Annotated in this window: 23 protein-coding genes and 1 pseudogene; 8 read left to right on the top strand and 16 right to left on the bottom strand. The window is 66.7% G+C overall.

All coding sequences use genetic code 11. The features are described 5' to 3' along the window. The 6 genes and pseudogenes from B3T59_RS19955 to B3T59_RS19930 all read right to left on the bottom strand — a co-directional run. Window positions 1-647 (bottom strand): annotated as a pseudogene (locus tag B3T59_RS19955) (cell division protein FtsI); the annotation flags it as partial. A 21-nt stretch (window positions 648-668) separates the two neighbouring features. Further along, the gene (locus B3T59_RS19950; protein WP_251722502.1) at window positions 669-1,544 is read right to left on the bottom strand and encodes a hypothetical protein; all 876 of its coding nucleotides are present in this window, start codon (window positions 1,542-1,544) and stop codon (window positions 669-671) included. Beyond that, entirely contained in the window at window positions 1,541-2,494 is a 954-nt protein-coding gene (gene rsmH, locus B3T59_RS19945) for a 16S rRNA (cytosine(1402)-N(4))-methyltransferase RsmH (RefSeq protein ID WP_251722547.1), read from the bottom strand. Before rsmH ends, B3T59_RS19950 begins: the two co-directional genes overlap by 4 nt. Window positions 2,495-2,867: 373 nt before the next feature. Then, window positions 2,868-3,311 (bottom strand): division/cell wall cluster transcriptional repressor MraZ, encoded by a 444-nt coding sequence (gene mraZ, locus B3T59_RS19940; RefSeq protein WP_005176306.1) that lies wholly within the window; start codon window positions 3,309-3,311, stop codon window positions 2,868-2,870. A 690-nt stretch (window positions 3,312-4,001) separates the two neighbouring features. Beyond that, window positions 4,002-4,391, bottom strand: coding sequence for a DUF3040 domain-containing protein (locus tag B3T59_RS19935; RefSeq protein WP_064861945.1), 390 nt, complete (start codon window positions 4,389-4,391; stop codon window positions 4,002-4,004). 269 nt (window positions 4,392-4,660) lie between these two features. After that, a complete protein-coding gene (locus B3T59_RS19930) occupies window positions 4,661-5,179 on the bottom strand; it encodes an SAV_6107 family HEPN domain-containing protein (RefSeq protein WP_251722501.1) in 519 nt (172 codons plus the stop codon). A 324-nt stretch (window positions 5,180-5,503) separates the two neighbouring features. Between B3T59_RS19930 and B3T59_RS19925 the strand changes: the two genes are divergently transcribed. The 4 genes from B3T59_RS19925 to B3T59_RS19910 all read left to right on the top strand — a co-directional run bounded on the left by B3T59_RS19925 (window position 5,504) and on the right by B3T59_RS19910 (window position 9,094). Continuing rightward, window positions 5,504-6,193 (top strand): GNAT family N-acetyltransferase, encoded by a 690-nt coding sequence (locus B3T59_RS19925; protein WP_251722500.1) that lies wholly within the window; start codon window positions 5,504-5,506, stop codon window positions 6,191-6,193. Further along, entirely contained in the window at window positions 6,190-7,818 is a 1,629-nt protein-coding gene (locus tag B3T59_RS19920; RefSeq protein ID WP_251722499.1) for a phytoene desaturase family protein, read from the top strand. Before B3T59_RS19925 ends, B3T59_RS19920 begins: the two co-directional genes overlap by 4 nt. A 35-nt stretch (window positions 7,819-7,853) precedes the next feature. Next, window positions 7,854-8,816, top strand: a complete 963-nt coding sequence (locus tag B3T59_RS19915) for an LppM family (lipo)protein (protein ID WP_287004937.1) — start codon at window positions 7,854-7,856, stop codon at window positions 8,814-8,816. A gap of 146 nt (window positions 8,817-8,962) precedes the next feature. Then, window positions 8,963-9,094, top strand: coding sequence for a hypothetical protein (locus B3T59_RS19910; RefSeq protein ID WP_287004936.1), 132 nt, complete (start codon window positions 8,963-8,965; stop codon window positions 9,092-9,094). Here the strand turns inward: B3T59_RS19910 and B3T59_RS19905 are convergent. Then, the gene (locus B3T59_RS19905) at window positions 9,091-10,077 is read right to left on the bottom strand and encodes a methylenetetrahydrofolate reductase (protein ID WP_376782642.1); all 987 of its coding nucleotides are present in this window, start codon (window positions 10,075-10,077) and stop codon (window positions 9,091-9,093) included. The two genes, B3T59_RS19910 and B3T59_RS19905, sit on opposite strands and share 4 nt — an antisense overlap. On the opposite strand from B3T59_RS19905, the gene B3T59_RS19900 reads away from it, so the two are divergent. Further along, the gene (locus B3T59_RS19900) at window positions 10,078-11,229 is read left to right on the top strand and encodes a polyprenyl synthetase family protein (protein WP_251722497.1); all 1,152 of its coding nucleotides are present in this window, start codon (window positions 10,078-10,080) and stop codon (window positions 11,227-11,229) included. Window positions 11,230-11,248: 19 nt separating this feature from the next. Next, window positions 11,249-12,787 (top strand): alpha-(1->6)-mannopyranosyltransferase A, encoded by a 1,539-nt coding sequence (locus B3T59_RS19895; protein WP_287004934.1) that lies wholly within the window; start codon window positions 11,249-11,251, stop codon window positions 12,785-12,787. Here the strand turns inward: B3T59_RS19895 and B3T59_RS19890 are convergent. After that, window positions 12,756-13,121 carry an Rv2175c family DNA-binding protein gene (locus tag B3T59_RS19890; RefSeq protein ID WP_251722496.1) on the bottom strand — a complete coding sequence of 122 codons (366 nt, stop codon included), beginning with the start codon at window positions 13,119-13,121 and terminating at the stop codon, window positions 12,756-12,758. The two genes, B3T59_RS19895 and B3T59_RS19890, sit on opposite strands and share 32 nt — an antisense overlap. Window positions 13,122-13,252: 131 nt before the next feature. Between B3T59_RS19890 and B3T59_RS19885 the strand changes: the two genes are divergently transcribed. Next, a complete protein-coding gene (locus B3T59_RS19885) occupies window positions 13,253-14,458 on the top strand; it encodes a protein kinase domain-containing protein (RefSeq protein ID WP_287004933.1) in 1,206 nt (401 codons plus the stop codon). A gap of 35 nt (window positions 14,459-14,493) precedes the next feature. Here the strand turns inward: B3T59_RS19885 and B3T59_RS19880 are convergent, their stop codons facing one another. Both B3T59_RS19880 and B3T59_RS19875 read right to left on the bottom strand, forming a co-directional pair. Further along, window positions 14,494-15,912, bottom strand: a complete 1,419-nt coding sequence (locus tag B3T59_RS19880; RefSeq protein ID WP_287004932.1) for a class II 3-deoxy-7-phosphoheptulonate synthase — start codon at window positions 15,910-15,912, stop codon at window positions 14,494-14,496. Window positions 15,913-15,973: 61 nt separating this feature from the next. Next, on the bottom strand, window positions 15,974-16,465 hold the full coding sequence (locus B3T59_RS19875) for a polyadenylate-specific 3'-exoribonuclease AS (RefSeq protein WP_251722493.1): 492 nt from the start codon (window positions 16,463-16,465) through the stop codon (window positions 15,974-15,976). Between the two features lie 86 nt (window positions 16,466-16,551). Between B3T59_RS19875 and B3T59_RS19870 the strand changes: the two genes are divergently transcribed. Then, window positions 16,552-17,889 carry a glycosyltransferase 87 family protein gene (locus B3T59_RS19870; RefSeq protein ID WP_287004931.1) on the top strand — a complete coding sequence of 446 codons (1,338 nt, stop codon included), beginning with the start codon at window positions 16,552-16,554 and terminating at the stop codon, window positions 17,887-17,889. A gap of 45 nt (window positions 17,890-17,934) precedes the next feature. Here the strand turns inward: B3T59_RS19870 and B3T59_RS19865 are convergent, their stop codons facing one another. From B3T59_RS19865 to B3T59_RS19840, 6 genes are all read right to left on the bottom strand, one after another. Continuing rightward, window positions 17,935-18,654, bottom strand: a complete 720-nt coding sequence (locus tag B3T59_RS19865; protein WP_287004930.1) for a lysophospholipid acyltransferase family protein — start codon at window positions 18,652-18,654, stop codon at window positions 17,935-17,937. Between the two features lie 161 nt (window positions 18,655-18,815). Continuing rightward, window positions 18,816-19,811, bottom strand: a complete 996-nt coding sequence (locus B3T59_RS19860; protein WP_287004929.1) for an ROK family protein — start codon at window positions 19,809-19,811, stop codon at window positions 18,816-18,818. Window positions 19,812-19,827: 16 nt separating this feature from the next. Next, window positions 19,828-20,409, bottom strand: a complete 582-nt coding sequence (locus tag B3T59_RS19855) for a hypothetical protein (protein ID WP_064861956.1) — start codon at window positions 20,407-20,409, stop codon at window positions 19,828-19,830. 79 nt (window positions 20,410-20,488) lie between these two features. Beyond that, complete coding sequence (locus tag B3T59_RS19850; protein WP_064861957.1) at window positions 20,489-21,670, bottom strand: ArsA-related P-loop ATPase; 1,182 nt, start codon at window positions 21,668-21,670, stop codon at window positions 20,489-20,491. 20 nt (window positions 21,671-21,690) lie between these two features. Continuing rightward, window positions 21,691-22,128, bottom strand: a complete 438-nt coding sequence (locus B3T59_RS19845; protein WP_005205555.1) for an SRPBCC family protein — start codon at window positions 22,126-22,128, stop codon at window positions 21,691-21,693. Beyond that, complete coding sequence (locus B3T59_RS19840; RefSeq protein ID WP_064861958.1) at window positions 22,128-22,520, bottom strand: hypothetical protein; 393 nt, start codon at window positions 22,518-22,520, stop codon at window positions 22,128-22,130. Before B3T59_RS19840 ends, B3T59_RS19845 begins: the two co-directional genes overlap by 1 nt. Window positions 22,521-22,648: the final 128 nt, after the last annotated feature.

The raw sequence follows: 22,648 nt of genomic DNA, 5'->3' as shown, positions 1-22,648 counted from the left end.
CCCGGATAGAGACGGATCGCCTGCGGGTCGGCACCCACCTCGGGATAGTCGGCGACGATCCGTGCCGCGACCTCGGGACTGACCGACCGCGCGAGATAGACGAAGCCGTCGTCGCTTGTCAGCTTCTTGTGCAGATCGTCGGAACTGATCGACCCACCGAGCGCCGACGACACGCCGTCGGCGATCTCCTTGAGCCGCTTGTCGACGTCGGGGTACTCCGGATTCTTTTTGTGCTCGGCCTCGATCGACTTGCGAACTGCCTTGGGCAGGAACGTGAGTGACCGCGCTTCGTCGGTATAGGCGAGAGGACGTCCGTTGCGGTCGAGGATCGCTCCGCGCTTGGCCGTCAGCACCTGGGTGTACTCACGTTGCTGGGCCGCTTCTGCCGAGATCGACGACGCCTCGATGGTGTGCACGACGATCATCCGGATCGCCACCGCCAACACCACGAGGAGGATGACGACTCCCACAGCGCGACTACGGAATTCGAAGGTGCGGGGACCTCGTCCCGGACCTCCACCGCGGCCCCCGGTGCCCGATCTCCCACTCCCCGATCCGCCCGCGGATGTGGGACGTCGTCCCGACCGGGACTGCGCAGCGGGCGGGTCGAAACGCTTACCGATCCGCTGAAAACTGGCGCGTGTCATGGTTGTCAATTGTCCACCGCCCTAGCGGGCTCCCGCCGAATTTGCGCTCGGCGGGTTGCCATTGGTCGGAGCCGTGGGTGCGACATTCGGATTGGGCGCGGCGGCGGCTCCCGGCGCCGGAGCATCGGCACGCACGGGCGCATTGGCACCCTGGTTCCGGCTCGGCGCAGTGTTCTGCCCGGGAGTCGTATTCTGGTTCGGCGCTGGCGAATTGGCCGAGCCGGAGGGGTTCGTATCAGCAGACGGGGTGGCATTCGAGTCCGAAACGCCTGCGTCCCCGAGACCCATCGAATCGCTGACCTTGCTCTTGTCGATCTTGCTGGTGGGATCGGGCTTGTCGTCGGGGTTGATCGTCCCCATCGGCTTGCCGGATGCGGGTTCGGGATCGCCGAGCACCTTGGGCTTGCCGTTGGCGCCGACCACCATCCGGGCCGGATTCTGAACCGGGATCATTCCCAATTTCGCTGCCTTGTCGGACAATTCGGGCGCAGAGTCGCCCGACTCGTAGCTGCGCTTGAGACTGTCACGGCGGTCGACGAGCGACTGATTGGCCTTGCGCTCGATTCCGAGTCGGTAAGAATCCTGAGCGGCCTTCGTCGACAACCACAGGCTCAACCCCAAACCGACGACAAGCAGCGCGAGGACGGGCACCACGAACGGAACCGACCGTGCGCGGCTGAACAACGAGCCACGTCGTACACCCGAATCGAGGCCACCACGCGTCGACGTAGAGCCCTGCGCCACAACGCGATTGCGACGCCGATCGAGTGCGCGCTGCGCCGCTCGCGAGCGGTTAGCTCGCTCCGATTCGAGATTCTCCCGACGTGGACGACGGGTTGGCGTTGCGGTGCCTGTACCTGCACTGTCGGCGACGGTGCGGTCGTCGAGCACTGTCATGACCGATTCCTCTCGACACGTTCGATGGCGCGGACCCGGACGGGGGCCGACCTCGGATTCTCGGCGAGCTCGGCCTCGCCTGCCTGCTCGGCACCTCGGGTGATGAGCTTGAATTCCGGTGCGGTTCCGGGCAGTTCGACCGGAAGCCCGGGAGGCGACGTCGAGGTGGTGCGAGACGCGAACTCACGCTTGACGATCCGGTCTTCGAGCGACTGGTAGCTCATCACCACCACACGTCCGCCCACCGCAAGCGCATCGAGTGCCGCAGGCAACGCCAGGCGCAGGGCGTCGAGTTCGTGGTTCACCTCGATCCGCAAAGCCTGGAACGTGCGTTTCGCGGGATGCCCACCCGTCCGACGTGTGGCCGCAGGGATTGCGGCATAAAGCAATTCGACGAGCCGCCCACTTGTGGTGAAGGGTTCGGTCTCACGGGCCCGCAGGACGGCGGATGCAATCTTGCCTGCGAAGCGTTCTTCGCCGTACTCCGACAGCACGCGCGCGAGGTCGCCGTGCGAATACGTGTTGAGCACGTCCGCCGCGGTCAGGTCGTCGTCGGGATTCATCCGCATGTCCAGCGGGGCGTCGACGGCGTAGGCGAATCCGCGATCGGCGCGGTCGAGTTGCATCGACGACACACCGAGATCGAAGAGCGCACCGTCGATGTGGTCGACGCCCGCGGCCGCGAGGACGTCGTCGATGCCGTCGAATCGAGACTGGTGAAACGAGATCCGGTCGCCGAATCGGGCGAGGCGATCACGCGCGATGTTCAAGGCTGACTCGTCACGGTCGATGCCGATGACACGTGCGTCGTCGAACTCGGTGAGGATCAGCTCGCTGTGGCCGCCCGCCCCCAGTGTCGCGTCGACGAACACCGGACGTTCGATATCCGAGACGTCGTCACCAGTGGCCGTCAATGCCGGCGCGAGAAGTTCGGTGATCCGCCGTGCCATGACGGGCACGTGGCCGAACTCTCCGGAACGACGTTCGCCATCGTGTGGCGCGTTCACCGAATCACCTCCCGACGCGTGCTGTCTGCACGCCCCGACCCGTTGCGGCCACGCACACTCATCTCGAATCCCTGACACAGACGCTGGTTGCCCCGCTCGGGCTCGCCATGCGTCACGGTGCCGGGGTTGCCCCTCCCATGACTGCGAACTACGCACATACGAATGCCGTGCGTCGCAGGCTGTGTCGGGTTGTCTCGCCGGGTGAAGCGAGGTCCCGGTCCGGTCGCGCACCTGGCGTTGGGGAAGTACGCCAGGGTCGTTCCGGACCGGGGCCTCGATCCACCCGAAGCCCTGTCCATCGTGTGCCATTCCTCGGCTACAAGACCGCGTTCAGTGCGGCCGAGTTGGCTGCCGAGAAGTTCTCCTCGTGCTCGTTCTGGTACTCGCGCCACTTCTGCGCGTCCCAGATCTCGAGGTGATCGAAACTGCCGAACACCACGCATTCCTTGGTCAGCTCCGCGTACTCCCGATGATCGGGAGACAAGCTGATCCGACCCTGCCCATCCGGACGCTGCTCCTCGGTGCTGGCGAAGAAGTAGCGCTGGAAGGCCCGCGCCTGCGGATCGTTACGGGATGCCTCCACGATGCGGGCGGCGATCTCGTCGAACTCCTCGGCTCGGAACACCGACAGGCTGTGGTCTTGGCCTTTTGTGACCATCACGCCTCCTGCCAGTGCGTCGCGGAACTTTGCGGGCAACGTCAGTCGCCCTTTGTCGTCCAACTTGGGTGTGTAGGTGCCGACAAATCGAACGGACGACATGTCGACACCTCCTGCCCCCTGAGCGATCCGTTCCGGTCCGTCTCACCCAGTGCTGCCACAGTACCCCACTTTCCACCACTTTCCACCCCTTCCACCCCCTGAAGTCGGCGCAGACAACTATTGATGCAGGTCAGCGAAGAGAAATGTGGTGGTGCATGTCGCGACCTACCGCGTGTCCTCGCCGCCGACAGGCGTGTCCAGAAGGACATAAGAGCACCAAAGTGACTGATGGGAGCAGATTTCGCGTGCCTGTGGGGCGTTGTGGGGCGACCGGTGGGGCGGTGTGGGGAGCCAGGGTGGGGCGTCGTGGGGATATCGGGTGGGGATATCGGTGGGGAAACCCGCGGGCGGCGTGAGAACCAGGGTGTGGATGGCGAGAGAAGCGGCGCACGGCAGCCCTGTGGGATCCAGAGAGCCCCGACGATGAGGCAGTCACGACATACGACAGCAGGGCAACACATCGGTGCGATGTGTTGCCCTGCTGGTCTGAGAAGTGGCTCTGCGGTACGGCTCGGCGGGCGGTGGTGGACTCGTAGATGTCTGTCTTGTCGAATGCCGTGGGTGCTGCAGCATACAAATTTTTAGATGCGGCACACATGTAACCGCTGAATGCGGCTAGGCCTGACTCTCGAGCACCACGAAGGCCAGGAGGCGAGAGAAGTGAGGCGCCTGATCAGTCAGGCGGCTCGGTCACTCTTGGTCGAAGCGGCGGTTGAACCGTTCTTCCATGCGCTCGGTGAACTTGCGCTTGTTGCCTGCCGGACGGGCGGTGTCGGCGGGTGCCGAACCCTCGGAAGCCGAACGTCCACCACCCCAGAGAGCAAGAAGACCCGCGCCGAACATCACGAGAAAACCGATCAGACTGACGACAGGAAGGCCGGCGATGCTCAGACCCACCAGAGGACCGACGATGAGCAGCACAAGACCGACGGCGAAGATCGCCGCCGCCTGAAGACGACGACGACCCGACGATCGGCCCAGCCGTCGACGCTTCACGCTGGACGCGAACTTCGGGTCCTCGGCGTATAGAGCACTTTCGATTTGTTCGAGCATGCGCTGCTCGTGCTCCGAGAGTGGCACCGACCCTCCTTACTACGTTGCCGATTCACACTTCAACGAGATTGTGGCGACCGCGGACGCCCGTCTCGTGACATGTGTTCGCGGCTTACAGCTTCCATGATACGAGGTGATCGCAAGCCCGACCACCATAACCATCCGACGGTCACCTCAAGTGCGCCGATAGACACAAATTGAGACCAAGGATCACGCCGAGCGAAACCGCCTGGCATGCCCACAGAAGCCTCCGACCACCGGTCAGCGCGTGGGCCGCGGTCTCGAGCGATGTGTTCTCAGGCGATGTGGTCGAAGCCGTAGTCGGACCTGTCGACCGACTGGTGTGCGAGCTTTCCCTGTTCGTAGCCGACGATGATGTCCTCGACGGCATCGAGGAACGACAGCACGCGGGAACGGAGCGCGGCGACCGCCGAGCCCTCGACCGAGCGGCGCAAACCTGACTCGATCTCCATACGAACAGCCGACAGCCGAGCAAATGCCTCGGCGAACTCGGCGAGATCAGGAACAGCCGACGAGATGCGCGACCACGCGTTCGGCGATACACGGCGGGAAACACGCTTGGTCGGCGGTTCATACACCGCGAGCGCGGCACCCGCCGCGCGCAGTGCCGCGAGGTAGTACTGGCGGAAACGCTCGGCGTCGTCTGGCACACCGTCGGCGTTCTCCACCAGGATCTCCGCGCGTTCGAGGAGGTCACGAGCGCGGACGACAACCACGGGGTCGATCTCTGGACGCACCACCGCACCTCGCCGTGCGTGGCGCACTGTGCCGCGCGTCGGCCTGTTGACTGCCATGTCGCGCTCCCTTCGGTGTTGCGTCTTCTCGAACGACCCGGGGATGTGACCGAGTCCCGGTGCGGTCCGACGATGCACGCTTCCCTCGTCCGTCGCCGGACCGCCCGGACTGTCGTGGGTGAAGCAGAACGGCTTGCGGAGGCACGTTCATCGAACACCCGTTCGACATATTCAATATAGCTAGAACGGCGACACTCTTCAAGTGGAGATGTGGCCCCAATCCAGACAGCAGAAGCGTAGAACTCGGTACCGACATTCCCGATCCGCCGCGGCCTGCCACGGACTCGACGCGCGGCTTGGTGTAGAAGGAAGGACGACGAGCAGTTGGCGACCCGACTCGTTCGGTTGACCGGGCAGGACGCCCCGGCCTGGCTCGACGCTGCCCTGAACGTCTACGTGACCGCGATGGACTACCCACGCGGTACCGAACACCACCGGGTTCCGCTTTGGCGTGAGCACATCGCCCGTCGCGGGTGGACCGCATACGCCGCGCTGACGGCCGTTCCCCCCGACCTCCGGCTCGACCCCGACACACAGCGTCGACTCATCGGCCCTCCGGTCTCGCCGTCGGGGCACGAGATCATGGTCGGCATCGCCTACGGCTATCGCGGTGCCGACGACCAGTGGTGGAATCACCAGCTCAGAACAGGGCTCCGACTCTCGGGTTGCAGCCGTGAGACCATCGAGCGCGTCGCCACGAACTACTTCGAACTCACCGAGCTGCACGTTCACCCGACCGCCCAGGGCCACGGCATCGGCGAGTGGTTGCTGACCGCGCTGCTGAGCGACCGCGAAGAAGACCATGTCCTGCTGTCCACCCCGGAGATTCCCGCCGAACAGAATCGAGCGTGGTCGCTCTATCGCAGGATGGGCTTCGACGATGTGCTGCGGCACTTCACCTTCACCGGCGACCCACGCCCCTTCGCCTTCCTCGGTCGACGACTCCCGCTCGACGCCGCGCCGGAACCGATCGTGGGCACACCACGCACACCACCGCCGGCAGCGGCGCGGTGAGCCGCTTGACCCGCTCCGGCCACCAGCCCCGGCACGACGCCGTTGTCGTTGGCGCGGGTCACAACGGCCTCATCGCGGCCGCTTACCTCGCCCGCGCCGGACGCTCCGTTCTCGTCGTCGAACGCGACGACATTCCGGGCGGTGCCGTCTCGACCGTCGAACGTTTTCCGGGCTATCGCGTCGATCGCGGGTCGTCGGCGCATCTGATGATCCGACACTCCCCGATCATCGACGAGCTCGACCTCTCCGCCCACGGGCTGCGCTATATCGACTGCGACCCTTGGGGTTTCGCACCCGCGACGCAGGACGGACCACCGCTGGTGTTCCGCACCGACCTCGACGCGACCTGTGCGTCGATCGCCGCGGCGTGCTCGGACGCCGACGCGGACGCCTACCGACAATTCGTCGGCGTGTGGGGACCGCGGTCGAGGGCTGTGCTCGATGCGTTCAACTCCCCGTCGACACTCCCCCGCTTCGGACGAGCATTCGCCGGCATCGGACACACCGCCCACACCGCGCGCACCGGGTTCATCGGTCGACGTGCGGGGTCGCTCATGTCGGCGACCCAGGAACTGATGATGTCCGGCGACGCGCTTCTCGATCGCTGGTTCACCTCCGAACGACTCAAAGCGGCTCTCGCGTGGTTCGGCGCGCAATCGGGTCCGCCCATGAATGCACCGGGAACCGCGCCCATGGTCGGGTTTGCAGCGCTCATGCACCGGATTCCCCCTGGCAGGTCCGTCGGCGGCAGCGGCGCGCTCACCGAATCCCTTCTGCACCGGCTCGACGCCGACGGCGCGCAGGTGCTCACCGGATCGCCCGCGACGTCGATCAGCCGGTGTGGCGATCATTGGTGCGTGCAGACCGCCGGGGACAGCCACTGCTCCCGTCAGGTAATCGCCGCCTGCCACATTTTCGCGACACTCGACATGCTCGACGCCGGGCGAGCTGCTCCACCAGCGGAGATCGGCCGATGGCGTCGCGAGATCGATATCGGTTCCGGTATCGGGATGGCGGTCCGGCTCGGCACGCGTGCCCTGCCCGCCTACCGCGACCTGCCGTCGGACCTCCCGCCGCACGGCGTGCATTCGGCGCTGGGACTTCTCGTCACCGACCGCGCGCAACTTCGTCGCGCGTATACCGCGGCCACAGTCGGCGAGTTACCACCACGCCCACCGTGCGTCGTGATGAGTTTCTCGGCGATCGATCCGACACTTGCTCCCGCACAACGGCATTCGATCACGGTGTGGTCGCAGTGGCACCCGCGACAGCTGCGTGACGGCCAGTGGTCGACGTCCGGCTCGGTCGCCGCGGACGAGATCCTGGCCGAAGTCGATCGCCATGCGCCGGGATTCAGCGCGTCGGTCGACCACCGTTACGTCCAGACGCCCGCCGATCTGGAATCGGAGCTCGGGTTGGTCGGCGGCAACATCATGCACGTCGAGATGACGATCGATCAGATGTTCACCTATCGGCCGCACCCCGACCTCGCCGGGCATCGGATACCGGGCGCGGCCGGACTCTTCCTCGCAGGGGCGTCGACGCATCCCGGAGGCGGGGTGACCGGTGCCAGCGGACGGATCGCAGGACAGCTCGCGATCGCGGCGAGTCGGCGGCGGCACTGACAGTCCGACACAACTTCATCTGGCACGATGAGCACGTGCAACCGGCTACCACGCGACGCCCCACCGATCCGACGAGCCGACGTACCGTGCGAACCACGATCGCGTCGCTGTTGATCCTGCTCACGGCAATTCCGCTGCTGTCGGGGTGCCTGACCCGCTCGACAACTGTCGGCGACCGGTATGCCGGCACGATCATCGTCGCGACCTCGCCCGACAATCCCAGCGGCGCGCCGCGACTCGACATTCCCGAGTCGATGCACAACAACGTGTCGACCTCCGACTACCGCGAGGGCCCGCGCACCGGCCAGGGCGGCGACTCGGCGAACCCGTCCGCCTCCGCTTCTGCGGGTGCCCCCTCCGCGAGCGCCTCGTCCACGGCCGCACAGCCCGGAGCGACAGGGCAGGGCGCGAGCCGGGTCGGTACCAGGGCCACATTCTCCGATCTGACGGCCGGTCAGCTCAGTCAGCTCGGAGACATCGTCGCCAACGCGTTCGGCGACACGTCGATGACGATGGAATTGAACGCCAAGCGCAGCGGCGACGTCGTCCGCTTTCGCGGCAGCGCCGATCTCAACGGACTCGATGAACGCGACTACCTGAAGTTCACCCTGGCGTTCGCGGGTCCGATCACCGCGAGCAACGTCCCGAAGCAGGATTCCGAGACCTCCGTCACGTGGACGCCCGAACCGGGCAAGGTCACCGAGTTCATCGCCGACGCGACCTACCCCGACCCCGCGACCGCGGCGTTCACCGGGTGGACGTGGCTCCTCGTGGTCGTGTGCCTGCTCGTCGTCGCACTCGTCATCTGGTTGGCGTACTCGCACCGCGACACCAGCCCGCGCCCAGGACGGCCGCGGCCGGTGCGTCGAACCGCACCCGCCCAAAAGGCGACGACACCGCGGGCCACCGCATCGTCGACGACGACCTCCTCCGGCGCAGGCGCAGATGCCTCCGCGGCGGGTGGCCAGAAGCCGGAGAGCGGCGGCCCCACCGGCTAAGCGCTGTGTAGTCCGGCGATTATTCAACCGGCGATTATTCAACCGGCGATTATTCAACCGGCGATTATTCAAGGGGCAGTGCGCGTTGTCGCTACCCCTACAGCGCTGACGTGCCACGATCAGAGCTTGTGAGATCGGCTATCGAAGTGACCGTGGACACACACTGGATCAACTCCTGGTTTGTCCGCGCCGTCGCACTCCCGATACTTACCGTCGATGGCGCCGCGCACACCCTGGCCTGGCGACAGCCGTTCCGCATCGCCGTCGCGGGTAGCTAGTTCGACGAGACGAGCGGCAGGGCGTCGGAGGTGTCGACGCCGAGGCGGTCGAGCACCTCGCAGGTGGCCTTGGCGAAGTTGAGGCTGATGAAATGCAGCCCTGGGACGCCCTCGGCGATGAGACGTTGCGACATCTCGGTGGCGATGTCGATGCCGACAGCGCGCACCGCTGCTCGATCCTCTTGTTCACCCGAGCCCGCAGCGTCGATCAACCGTCGCTCGACGCTGTCGGGCAGCACAGACCCGGACAGCTCGACCATCCGTCGAACCGAGGCCAGCGACGTGATCGGCATGATCTCGGGGATGATCGGCTTGGCTCCCTGCTCCGCGTCGGCCGCGGCGACGCGGTCGCGCAGGCGGAGGTAGAACTCGACGTCGAAGAACAGTTGGGTGACCGAGTATTCGGCGCCCGCGCGAAGCTTGCTCACCAGGACGCGGGTGTCGTGGTCGAGATCGGGAGCGCGGTGATGGCCCTCGGGGAACGAGGCGACACCGACGTGGAACTGGCCGAGTTCGCCGATGAGGTCGACGAGTTCTTCGGCGTACGAGACGCCCTCGGGATGCTTGACCCACTCACCGAGCGGATCTCCCGGCGGATCACCGCGCAGCGCAAGGATATTGGTGATGCCCTTGTCGGCGTACGCACCGACCAACGAGCGCAATTCGGCGATCGAGTGGTTCACCGCGGTCAGGTGCGCAACCGGCACCAGCGTGGTCTCGGTGGCGAGTTGTCCCGCGATCCGCACGGTGCGGTCACGGGTGCTACCGCCCGCGCCGTACGTCAGCGACACGAACGCCGGATTGAGCCGCTCGAAGACACGGACCGCGCGCCACAGGCGCGCCTCGCCCTCGGCGTCTTTGGGCGGGAGGAACTCGACGGAGAAGGGCACCTGTCCCGGATGCGGCGCAGACAGACGTTCGACGACGGACGGCACCGGGGCGGATGAATTCACCGGACCAGTGTACGGGCTAGCCTGTGACACGTGACCTCGACCGCTCCCGTACCAACGCGCCTCGCCGAGGTTCCCGGCGCAGTCGAATCCGTGCTGCGCGACTTTCTCGGCACCGCGGTGTCGACCGCCGCAGCCATTTCGCCGGTCGTCGGGTCGTCGGCGCAGGTCGTCGCCGATTTCGTACTGTCGGGCGGCAAGCGCATCCGCCCCGTCTTCGCGTACGCGGGTTGGCAGGCGGGCCGCGGCGACACCAACGGGATACCGACCGGCCTCACCGACTCCGACGCACTGCGAATCTGTGCCGCCCTCGAACTCGTGCAGGGGTGCGCGCTCATTCACGACGACATCATCGACGCCTCCGACACACGGCGCGGTCGACCAACGGTGCACCGGGTGTTCGAGCGCGTCCATCGCGACGCGGGATGGCGCGGAGACGCGGCCGAACACGGCGTCGCGTCGGCTGTTCTGGCAGGCGATTTCGCGCTCGCATGGGCCGACGATCTCGTCCACGGGTACGCCCCCGCGACCGTGTCGCCCGCGGGCAGGCCGGTTGAAGGTCCGCCCGTTGCACCCCTGCCACCGGGAGTGATCGCGACGTGGGCGGCGATGCGCACGGAGGTGCTCGGAGGCCAGGTCCTCGACATCGTCAACGAGGTCAGTGGCGAGGAATCGACGGAAGCCGCCTATCGGGTGATGGAGTTCAAGACCGCCGCCTATACGGTCGCCCGGCCACTCGAGCTCGGTGCCCGCGCCGCGGGCGCCTCCGAGCAACTCGTCGACCACCTACGTTCGGTCGGCCACGATCTGGGCATCGCGTTCCAGTTGCAGGACGATCTGCTCGGTGTGTTCGGCGACCCTGCCCGTACCGGCAAGCCCTCGGGTGACGATCTCGTCGCAGGCAAGCGGACGGCCCTTCTCGGGCTGGGACTCTCCCGCGCCGACGCTCACGATCCCGCACTCGGCGACACATTGCGTTCGGTGATCGGAACCGAACTGTCGGCGGACGAATTGGCCACTGCGCGTGGGATTCTCACCGACGTGGGCGCCGTCGCCGACGTCGAGCGCACCATCGACACGCTGCTCGACTCCGCCGTTACGACACTCGAGAGCACCGACATCGACGATGCCGTGTACACCGACCTCGTCGCCGTCGCGCGTCGTATGGCGCATCGCGACGCCTGAACATGGACGACGCCTGAGTATGGACACCGACGTGAAGGTGGACGCCGACGCGAGCGCCGGCGGCACATCGACGACGACGACGCGACGCACCCTCATCGCGGGCCTGATCGGCTCGATCATGGTGTGCCTCGGCGGTTTCGGCATTGCCGACATACCCCGCAACCATCCGATCCTGACCGATACCGGACTGAGCTGGCTCACCTACGGACACGGTAAATCGCTGTGCGGCATCACATTCTGGGTCGGCGTGACGCTGATGGTCATCGCGTGGATACGCCTGGGGCGCATCCTGTGCGACAGCAACAGTGATCACAGCGGCCTCCACCTGGGCGGGTGGGTGCTGGCGTGGGCTGCGCCGTTGATGGTGACCGTGCCGCTCTACAGTCGCGACGTCTATGCCTACCTCGGCCAGGGCGCCCTGTTCGGCGCGAGCTTCTCGCCGTACGCCGACGGCCCGGCCCACAACCCGGGACCACTCGTCGACAGCATGGCGCAGGTCTGGGCGTCGACCACGGCGCCCTACGGCCCGCTCTTCGTGTGGGTGACGCACCTGGTCGTCGCGGTGACCGGCGATCACGTCATCCTGGGCGTACTCGCCATGCGACTGGTGCTGCTGCCAGGACTCCTGTTGTCTCTCTGGGCAATTCCGCGCCTCGCCCGCCACTTCGGGGCGTCGCCCGCCGCGGGACTGTGGCTGGTGCTGTTCAACCCGCTCGTCCTGATCCACCTGGTGGGCGGACCGCACGTCGAACTACTCATGATGGGTGTGTTGTCCGCGGGGATGGCGCTGGTCGTCACCGGGCGACACGTCGGCGGGCTCGTGCTGCTCGGGTGTGCGGTCTCGATCAAGATCACCGCGGGGATCGCGGTCCCCTTCGTGCTGTGGATCTGGTTGGCGCACATCCGACAACGGCGCCAGGTGGGCGGGCGCGACGTGGCAGTCGTGCTCGCCGCGATCGTGGGCATCACCGTCGCCGTGTTCGCGACGTGGACCGCGCTCGTCGGGCTCGGCCTGGGTTGGCTCACTGGTTTGGGCTGGGCGGATCGGATCGTGAACTGGTTTACGTTGCCGACGGTTGTCGCTCACCTCGTGACGCTCGTCGCCGCGCCGTTCACACCACTCAACCTGCAGACCGTGCTGCCGATCACCCGGCTCGTCGGCGAGGTTCTGCTCGCGATCATCCTCGTCGTGTTGTGGTGGCGGCAGCGGCATTCCGAGCGCGACGCGATGGCGGGCATCGTGCTCGCCATGCTGGCCGTCGTGATCCTCGAACCGTCGACGCTCCCCTGGTACTACACGTGGGTGCTGTGCCTGGCCGTCGCGTTCACACTCCCGACATGGGTGCGCTCGCTGGTCGTCGGCATCTCGACGTTCATGCTGATCGTCTTTCAGCCCGACGACTCGATCTTGTTCTACAAGCTGCCCGAGACCCTGCTGGCGCTGGCGCTCGGTGGCCTCGCGGCAGCGTCGGTGATGCGGACCGATCCACTACGGATCGGCGCACTCGGACGTCGTATGTGGGGCGTCAGAACGCCTGTGCCTGCGCGCGACGGATGACTTCGCGCGCGGAGTGGGTGTGCAGCGCGTCCGCGGGTGTCAGGCCGAGGTCGTCCTGTTCGGTGAACAGCCACGTCATGATCTCGTCGCGCGTGTAGCCGCCGTCGAACAACACGTCGACGAGTCCGGTGAAGTGCTTCGCGATGCCTTCGTCGTCGAAGAACACGCGCGGCACCGCGGGCTGACCGTTACGCGAGATCGCGAGCAGATGATGGTCCCGGATGAGGTTGCGCACCTTGTTCGTAGAGACGTGCAGGCGTGCGGCGACGTCGTCGAGCGAATAGGTGGGGGTGTCGGCGGGGAGGTTGTCGGTCGAGAGGGGCAGAGAACTCACCCGCCTGAGATTACCGTTTCGCCGTGCATGCCGACAGGCGGTCATCACGCTGTGTACAACTCGTCATCCAGCACACGCCGCGGCGTGTACGTACGGGCCCGCGGTCGGTGGTGCCGGGTAGATTCGACGTCGTGAACAGCCCGGCCGACACCCTGCTCGGTGCGGTCCTCGAGGACCGCTATCGCCTCGACGCGCCGATCGCGCGCGGCGGAATGTCGGCGGTCTATCTGGGCGCCGATCTCCGGTTGGGCCGCGACGTCGCGGTCAAGGTGATGGATCGACGCTACTCGGGCGACCCACAGTTCGTGCGCCGCTTCGAGTTCGAGGCGCGGGCGGTCGCGGGCCTCAAGCATCCCGGTCTCGTCGCGGTCTACGACCAGGGCATCGACGACGGTACGGCGTTTCTCGTGATGGAACTCGTCGAGGGCGGCAGCCTGCGCGAACTGCTGCGCGAGCGCGGTCCCATGCCGCCGCACGCCGTCGTCGCGGTCGCCGATCCCGTCCTCGGCGGTCTCGGCACCGCGCATCGAGCCGGCCTCGTCCACCGCGACGTCAAACCCGAGAATGTGTTGATCTCCGACGCGGGCGAGGTCAAGGTCGCCGACTTCGGACTGGTGCGCGCGGTCGCCGAGGCCGGCGTCACGTCGGCGAGCGTCATCCTGGGTACTGCGGCGTACCTGTCTCCCGAGCAGGTCGAGTCTGCCGACGCCGACGCCAGGAGCGACGTCTACTCCATGGGCGTCATGATGTTCGAATTGCTCACCGGCAGAACGCCTTTCCACGGCGACTCGCCTCTGGCACTCGCCTACCAACGACTCTCCTACGACGTCCCGGCGCCCGGCGACGTCATCGACGGCGTACCCGAGGAAATCGACGAGGTGATCCTTCGCGCGACCGAGCGTCGGCCGCGCGACCGCTACGTCGACGCCTTCGAGATGCGCGACGCCCTGCTCGCCGCGGCCGACGACCTCGACCTGCCGCCATTCACCGTTCCCGCACCGCGCCGCTCGGCGGAGCGGGAGACGATGCTCCGGATACGCGCGGCACAGGCAGCCGCGGTGCGTCCACAACCGCGCCCCGTTGCGCCACGCGCTGTCGGTGAGACCGCACAGCAACCGGTCGCGGAGTCGCTCGTTGCGCGTCCGCAACCGACCACAGCACCACCCGCGACGACCAAGCGCCCCACGGTGATTCCCGATCAGCAAACCGACGACACACCGACCCACGACCCGGGGCGCGGAAGACTGCAGGCGCTGATCTGGCTGACCGTCGTCCTGCTGGTGGCCGCGGGCGTCGGCTCGACCGGCTGGTGGGTCGGCGCGCTGATCGTCGGCTGAAACAACTGTCGGCTGGCGGCCAGGTGCCGAGATGCTCAGCCGCGCAGCATCTCCGCAACGAGGAACGCCAGTTCCAGCGATTGCTGGGTGTTCAAGCGCGGATCGCACGCGGTCTCGTATCGGCCCGCCAGGTCGACGTCGGAGATGTCCTGTGCGCCACCGAGACACTCGGTCACGTTCTCACCGGTGAGCTCGATGTGGATACCACCCGGGTGCGTACCGAGCGCGTGATGGACCTCGAAGAAGCCCTGCACCTCGTCGACGACGCGGTCGAAGTGCCTGGTCTTGTACCCGGTCGGCGAGGTGTGGGTGTTCCCGTGCATCGGATCGGACTGCCAGATCACCTTGTGGCCGGTAGCCTCCACCGCGCTCACGATCGGCGGGAGTACCTCGCGCACCTTCGAGTTGCCCATGCGGGCAACGAAGGTCAGCCGTCCGGGACGCTTGTGCGGGTCGAGCCGTTCGACGTATTCGACGGCCTGCTCCGGGGTCGTCGTCGGTCCGATCTTGACCCCGATGGGGTTACGGATCAGCTCGGCGAATGCGATGTGCGCACCGTCGAGTTGGCGGGTGCGCTCGCCGATCCAGAGGAAGTGCGCCGAAAGGTCGTAGAGCACCTTCTCGTCGAGTTCGGAGGCATTGCCGGAACCGTCGAGGTCGGGATTGTCGGCCAGGCGCAGCATCGCGCGTTCGTAGTCGAGCACGAGCGCTTCGTGTGAAGCGAAGATCGCGGCGGACTTCAGGCTCGAATCGGTGACGCCGCAGGCGTCCATGAATTTCAGGCCGCGGTCGATCTCGCCTGCGAGAGCCTCATACCGCGCGCCGGCGGGTGACGTCCGGACGAACTCCCGATTCCAGTCGTGCACCCGACGCAGGTCGGCTTCGGCGCCGGTCAGCGCGCGCACCAGGTTCATCGCTGCCGAGGCATTGGCATAGGCCCGGACGAGCCGCGACGGATCGTGGACGCGAGCCGACTCGACAGGAGGGAATCCGTTGACCATGTCGCCGCGATACGACTTGAGGCCGAGTGCGTCGACGTCGGCCGAGCGCGGCTTGGCGTACTGCCCCGCGATGCGGGCCACCTTGACCACGGGCAGGCTCGCGCCGTAGGTCAGCACGACGGCCATCTGCAACAGCGTGCGGATGTTGCCCTTGATGTGCGGTTCGGTGTTGTCGGCGAATGTCTCGGCACAGTCACCGCCCTGGAGCAGGAAGGCGCGACCCTCGGCGACATCGGCGAGCTGCGACGACAGCGCCTCGACCTCTGCCGGCATGCAGATCGGCGGCACACTCTCGAGCACCGTGCGCATCCGGTGGGCGTCTTCGGGATCCCAGCTCGGCTGCTGGAGTGCCGGCCTGTTCATGGCGTCGGCAAAGCGCGCCTGCAGGTCGCCGGGAAGCGGGGGCAGTTCGGGAAGTTCGTCGATTGGAACGTCTACGGTCCAGTTCACCACCCCTCCAGCGTAATAGGCGGCGACGACGCCCCCGCAGGTCGGCCCCGTCGGCTAGCCGGGCTCACGCACGCACACCGCCGGCACTCTCGATGGCCTCCCACTTGCGCAGGTTGTGTCGAGCATCACTGAGGGCGTCGTGAGCGTCGTCGGGCGCGGAGGGCAGAGGCGGGCGACCGGCAGCCTCCCAGTGCTGTTTGAGCTCACGCGTGAAACGCGGAACAGCGCGGGGCAGCTCGGTCATCGGCCCCCACAACTGACACAGAACAACGTGGTCATAGGCACCCACCCACGCCCACAACTCGATGTCGTTGCCCTTTTCCGTCAGGAACTCCAGCAGGCCTTCGCGGATCTGCGCCCGCGACCTCCACAGCGACGACGAGGGGGACGGAAGCTTGGGTAGCACGTTGGCGCGCACCCAACTACCGGCGCGCCCGGGATCGAATTCGGTCGACACCGCATAATATTCACGACCGTCCTCTGCGACGACACCGATCGATATGAGATCGATCGTGCGGCCGTCCTCGATAAACTCCGAGTCGTAGAAGAAACGCATACCGCCAAGTATTCGCCACCGAGCGCGCACACCGACACCCGACCGACCCACATGCCCCCGACGTGGGGCCTACACAAAGGCCATCGATGCCCACATTCTGCAGCGCCGCGGACGCCCGGCTCCGTCGGTGGGTTCCGACGCGGTGGGCGCGCGCGCTCATCGTCGTCGCATTCGCGGCGTCGTCGCTACTCCAGATGATCGGTGTGCCTTTCACCAGCAGTTTCGGTACCAGAACGCGCATCGACCTCGACGTCTACCGGCTCGGGGCACAGATCTGGCAGCAGGGCCAGAGCCTTTACGCCGACGGCTCGATGCCGTTCACCAGCGACGGCATCTGGCTACCGTTCACCTACCCGCCGTTCGCCGCGATGGCTTTCGTGCCGCTGGGCGCAATGACGCTCACCATCGCGGGTGTCGTGATGTCACTGATCACGATCGGACTCCTCGTCGTCGTCGTGCACATCGTGCTGACGGTGCTCTCCGTCGGGCGCATCGGCAACCGATGGTGGCTCGCTCTTGTGGTCTCCACTGCCGCGCTCTGGCTCAATCCGATGTGGATGACGCTCGGCTTCGGTCAGATCAACGTGATTCTCATGGCGATGATCGTCGTCGACATCTTTCTCGTCGGCCGGGGACGCCGCCGTGCCTTCGGACCCCTACAAGGCGTGCTGGTCGGGCTCGCGGCGGCGATCAAGCTGACCCCGCTCGTCTTCATCGTGCTGTTCGCATCGGCTCGACGCTGGCGCGCGGTCGTCACGGCTGCCGCGACGTTCGTCGCCGCGGCGGCGCTGGCATGGATCTGGATGCCGTCGGACTCGTGGGGCTACTGGACCCACACCTTGTTCCACACCACGCGCATCGGTGATCCGTCAGGTCGGATCAACCAGAACCTGAATGCAATGTGGATTCGACTCCTCCCGGAGGCCAGCGCGGCACAACTCGCGTGGGTGCTGAGTTCACTCGTGGCAACGGTGCTGGCCGGCGCAGCGCTGTTCGCCTGCAAGCCCGCTGCGGCATTCGGTCGGGGTGCGGGTCGGAGCGGGCGCGTCAACGCGCTCCTGGCGACCTGCGTCGTCGCGGTCTGGGGGCTTCTCGTCTCGCCGACATCGTGGGCACACCACTGGGTGTGGTCGATTCCCCTGATCCTGACGAGCCTTGTGGTGGCCGCGCGCACCGACTCACGGCGCGCGTACGTCGCCTACAACGCGATCGCCGTCAGCGGCGTCCTGATCTTCGCCGTCGGCCCGTACCAGTTCCTGCCGATGGTGGCCCGACACTGGACCGTATTCGACCACATCGTCGGAAACGCGTTCTCGCTGTGGGGAATCGCCGCTCTGGTCGTGATCTGGCTGCTTCCGTTCTCCCCCGCGCGGGCCGCCACTCGGGCAGCCGATCAGCCGCTCGCCGAGATCCGATCCGTTTGAGCGGCATGGCCCGCGTGGCGCCTGCGCCCGACCGGCCGATGTGAGTCAGGCAGCCGATGCCTCGCCCGGCTGCGCAGGCTCCTGCACTTCGGGCTTCGGCTCCTTGAGCGAGGCGGCGTAGATGTCGACGTACTGCTGACCGGAGAGCCGCATCAGCTCGTACATGATCTCGTCGGTCACGGCACGCTCGATGAAGCGGTTGCCCTGCATGCCCTCGTAGCGGGCGAAGTTCAGCGGCTTGCCGATCTTCACCTTGACCCTGGTCGGGCGCGGCAGCACGGTTCCGGGCGGGTTGAAGGTGTCAGTACCGATCATGGCGACGGGGATCACCGGCACCCCGGTGTCGAGCGCGACTCGGGCCAGCCCCGTCTTGCCCTTGTAGAGATTGCCGTCGGGCGACCGGGTGCCCTCCGGGTACATGCCCATCAGGTTGCCTGCCTCGAGCTGGCCCCGCGCGGCCTTGAGCGCATCGGCAGCCGCCTCCGCACCGGTCCGGTCGATCGGGATCTGACCGACGGCGGTGTAGAACCACGCCTGGAAACGACCCTTGATCCCGGTGCCGTTGAAGTACTCGGCCTTGGCGAGGAAGTAGATCCGACGGGGCACCATCAGCGGCAGGAAGAAGCTGTCCATCACGGCCAGGTGGTTGCTGGCGAGAATCGCCGGTCCGCGTTCGGGGAGGTTCTCGAGGCCTTCGATCTCAGGACGTCCGAGTACCCGCAGAAGCGGTCCGAGGAGAACGTACTTGAACAGGTAGTACCACATTGAGACTCACTCCATCATCGCCGCGTCGCCACTGGTGAAGTCGTCGCCGGACAGAGCACCGTGAGAACTCGAGGAGGGGTGAGTCTCGCAGTGAGCCGACGGGACGTTGTGAGATGACTCTACTCAAGCGCCCACACCTGCGTGGGCCATAGGGCGTGCTCTCAGTGTGCCGTCGACCACCCTGCATCGCCGAGCGCCACATCCTCGGACCGTAGTGCCGCGCGCGCCACCTCCGCGGCGCCGATGACGCCCGCACTCTCGCCGAGCTGGGTGCCTCGAATGCGCGCGAGTTGCCGGTGCCCCGAACCGGTGATCAATCTGGCGTAGTGCTCGCGCGCCTCGTCGAGGAACAGACCCGACGCCGCGCCGACGCCGCCGGCGAGGACGATCAGGTCGGGGTCGAAGATGTCGGCGATCATCGCCAGGCCCTGACCGAGCGACGCTGCGAACGCCGCGAACGCCGCAATTGCCACCGCGTCACCGTCGGCGGCCGCACCCGCGACACGACGCCCCGTCAGTGAACCGGGATCGGCTGCGACGTCGGCGGCGAGCTGGCTTCTCCCCCAATCGCCATCGGCGAGCAATTCGACGACGGTGTCGACCAAAGCGGTTCCGCTGCAATACCTTTCCCAGCAACCACGCTTGCCGCACGAGCAGGGCCTACCGTCGGGGACGACCGTCAGATGTCCGAGCTCCGGCGCCACACCGAAGCTTCCGCGATAGATCTCGTCCTCGATGAGCAACCCGGCACCGATGCCCGTCCCGATGGCCAGGACCAGCGAGTTGTGTCCGCGCGCCGCAGCACCGAATCGGAACTCGGCGACGGCCGCGGCGTTGGCGTCGTGCTCGGTGACCACCGGCAGACCGATACGCGCGCTCATGTCCTCTGCGACTCGCGCCTCACGCCACGGCAGGTGCGGCGCGAACCGGACAACCTGACGATCAGGGGTCAGAAAACCCGCCACCGCGAGTCCGACGGCGCGCGCCGCCCACCGTGACGTGAGCTCGCCGACGAGCCGATCGAGGCAGTGCTCGAGCGCGAGCGCCGTGCCCGGCGTCGCGGCCCGCAGGGTGTCGAGCATCCGCCCGCGTTCGTCGACCACCGAGGCGCGGACGCTGGTGCCGCCGATGTCGATGCCAATCGTCAACTCGCCCATTATTTCTCAGTTCTCATCACGTCTCGGTCTCGCCATCGAGGTGCCTGCGGTCAACGAAGGAACGGGAGGGATCGGGTAAATAGGAGCCTGGGTCATGCATGTCGTGCGTGCTGGGTTCCTGCCCGGCGGGGCTCTGTCGCGCCGGGCCGTGCTGGTCGCCCTGCTCGCGCGTCGTCTGGCGTGGGGCCGTCCGGTGCGACGTCGACGTACCGATCCGTACCGAGATCGGTTGGTACTGCGCGGTCGGTGAGGCGTGTGTGGCAGGGGTTGCGCGTAGCGCGTTCGCGACGGCTTCGAGTACCGCGATGAGCGCGGCTATCAGCCTGGAGACGAGATCGCCGATCTCGGCCACGAGTGAACTGATCTCGCCTGCGACGTCGCCGAATGCCTGATGTCGCGCGCCCGCTCCCCGAGTCGCCCCGCTCGACGCCGACTGTCCCCCTCCGCCGATGATGGCGGCGAGTTGGTCGATCTGCGCCGCGATGCCCAGCACGAAGTCGCGGACAGGGTCACCGATGGGGTCTCCGGTGAACGCGTCGTCGCGGTCTCCCGGCGTCTGCCGTCCCCCCGACGGATTGCCACGGTCGTCGCTGCTCATCTCGGGCGGCTGGTCCTTTGCTGCTCGCGGGCCCCGAGACTCAACCGGGGACATGTGCACGGAAACGGTACCCGCAACCTCACCGTCGAGGCCATACCGCCGGGTCGGGACGGAACCGGATGTGCACCTGTTCACCATCCCAGTCGGCATCGTCGACGACGCACCGCCGCAACACCGACGGCAACGGCAGGCAGTGACGCAGACCGTCGACGGTGACGAGCAGGTCGTCGCCCGAGCGTCCGAGCATGAACCGACCGGGGTCGGGAAGCGTTTGCGGCCAAGACAATTCGTACGTGGTGTCGAGACCGTCTGCGGCGTCGCCGACCACCGACAGCGCCGACGAGCCGCGCGCGCGACCCGACGGTGCGAGCAGCGTCACCCCGAGCTTCTTCAGACGTGCCGGCCGGTCGAGCGGCGCATCGAGCGCCGTGACACCACGGATCTCGACGCCGGGGACGCCGTCGATCTCGTCGGGCACCAGCTCCCGACGCCCCGATTCGGCGGTGGCGTCGTCGAGATAGATGGTGCGCAGCGGAAGTCCGAGCAGGTCGATGGACGCGAGTTGATGCGGTAGCGACCGCGCTCCGCGATGCCCGCTCCCGACCACGAGGTGGGCCGCGGTGGTATCGGCGTCACGCAGTAGTTCTGCGACGTCGGCGCAGTCGCGGTCGATGGTGTCGACCGCGGTGGTCAGTTGCGCGACCGCGGGACGGTCGGCCGCGGCCGCGAGCCTGCGATGCCTCGGCCACAAACGATCGAGCATGTGCCTGAGCTTCGACGGTGCGTCGAGCAACTCATACGGGTCGCCCGCCCCGGACAGGTCGACGACGATGCGCTGCCACTGACCGCTGACCGCCTCGTCACGAATCCGCCGCAGCAACAACGCATCCTCGACCCCGGGCAGCGATGTCACCTCCGCCTGGTCGATTCCGGCGAGCGTGTCGACGAACGGCAACGAGATCTTGGAGCGTCGCACGGTGTCGGCGAGGAGTTCGGCGAAGAGCGCCCACGACGTCGTCGCCGACGTCAGTCGTTCGAGACAGAGCAGGTGCAGATGTGCCGACACCGCGACGACCTCGCTGGGTGACCGGAACACACCGAGCACGTCGGGAACCGGCGAGCAGCGGTCGACCGTGATCAGGAGCGTGTGCCGATCTGCGGCCAGCGGTGAACGCACCTCTGGTCTCCGTGTCCGGGGTCGGCTGACCGCGCCCGCGGTCGCGATCGCGGTCACCCCGGATCCCCCCGGACCGAAGACGATGTGAATGGGCGTCAGGTCGATCAGCCTTCGACCCTCTTCTTGAGATCGTTGAGTGCTGCGTCAGTGATGGCCTTCTCGGCACGTCGCTTGAGCTGACCGATCATCGGAACCTGCAGGTCGACCATCAACTCGTAGGTGACCTTGGTCGAACCGGGGACCTGCCGGCTGAGCACGTACCGGCCGCGCTGGTCCTTCTGCAGATCACTCGACACCAGCACCCACGAGACCTCATCGCCGTCTGCACCCCACGTGTAGCGCAGTACGTAGGTGTCCTGGAGTACGCCCGCATCGAGGAGGAAGCGCACCTGCGACGCCCTGCCCGCCGAGTCGCGTTCGGTGACCTCGACCTCCCGCGCGGCCGTGACCCACTCCGGGTAGTGCTCGAAGTCGGAGATGACAGCCATCACCTCTGCGGCGTCGGCGTTGATGACGATCGAACGCTCGGTATGGTCGGCCATCAGCTCGCCACACTTTCACTGATCGCGGGATCGCCTGGGGCGCGACCTGATTCGAGACGATCCTTGATCTCGAACGTCACCCGCTTCCCGATCACGCGGTAACCATGGTTGAGCGCTGCCACGTCGACTCCTGTCGAATCACCGGTGGGTTCTGCATGCAGGAAATAGTGCAGCACGAACCCGTCGAGTACCGGCTCGCACCAGAACTCCATCGTTCCTCTCACCGGACCGTCGACCCGCCAACGCATACCCGCGGCACCCCGATCCTCGGCCACCTCCATGCGCAGATCGGGCCACCAGGATCGCCATCGTCCGCGATCACCCACCACGGCTGCCACCAGCGCGGGCGCCGCAGCGACGAATGTCTCATCCGCCACTTGAATGCTCGTCACGCCTCTTAGCTTCACATACTCCCGACGGGAGCGGATAGACCCCTCACACGTCACACAACTTTGGCGCGGTTGTGGGTCGTGAAAAGTCCGGGGATACGATTGGCGACGAGTGTCAATTGCCAACGATG

This window comes from Gordonia sp. UBA7860 (assembly GCF_002500165.1).
GTDB classification, from domain to species: domain Bacteria; phylum Actinomycetota; class Actinomycetes; order Mycobacteriales; family Mycobacteriaceae; genus Gordonia; species Gordonia sputi.
Note: the sequence above shows the minus strand (reverse complement) of the source record. Positions and strands in the feature narration are given on the sequence as shown.

What these genes read in the sequence shown, in the direction of transcription:
- B3T59_RS19930 (WP_251722501.1), bottom strand. Translation starts at nt 5,179, where the DNA reads ATGGCAGTCAACAGGCCGACGCGCGGCACAGTGCGCCACGCACGGCGA.
- rsmH (WP_251722547.1), bottom strand. Translation starts at nt 2,494, where the DNA reads ATGGCACGGCGGATCACCGAACTTCTCGCGCCGGCATTGACGGCCACT.
- B3T59_RS19860 (WP_287004929.1), bottom strand. Translation starts at nt 19,811, where the DNA reads ATGGGCGAGTTGACGATTGGCATCGACATCGGCGGCACCAGCGTCCGC.
- B3T59_RS19865 (WP_287004930.1), bottom strand. Translation starts at nt 18,654, where the DNA reads ATGTGGTACTACCTGTTCAAGTACGTTCTCCTCGGACCGCTTCTGCGG.
- B3T59_RS19875 (WP_251722493.1), bottom strand. Translation starts at nt 16,465, where the DNA reads ATGCGTTTCTTCTACGACTCGGAGTTTATCGAGGACGGCCGCACGATC.
- B3T59_RS19870 (WP_287004931.1), top strand. Translation starts at nt 16,552, where the DNA reads ATGCCCACATTCTGCAGCGCCGCGGACGCCCGGCTCCGTCGGTGGGTT.
- B3T59_RS19845 (WP_005205555.1), bottom strand. Translation starts at nt 22,128, where the DNA reads ATGGCCGACCATACCGAGCGTTCGATCGTCATCAACGCCGACGCCGCA.
- B3T59_RS19895 (WP_287004934.1), top strand. Translation starts at nt 11,249, where the DNA reads ATGGACACCGACGTGAAGGTGGACGCCGACGCGAGCGCCGGCGGCACA.
- B3T59_RS19950 (WP_251722502.1), bottom strand. Translation starts at nt 1,544, where the DNA reads ATGACAGTGCTCGACGACCGCACCGTCGCCGACAGTGCAGGTACAGGC.
- mraZ (WP_005176306.1), bottom strand. Translation starts at nt 3,311, where the DNA reads ATGTCGTCCGTTCGATTTGTCGGCACCTACACACCCAAGTTGGACGAC.
- B3T59_RS19855 (WP_064861956.1), bottom strand. Translation starts at nt 20,409, where the DNA reads ATGAGCAGCGACGACCGTGGCAATCCGTCGGGGGGACGGCAGACGCCG.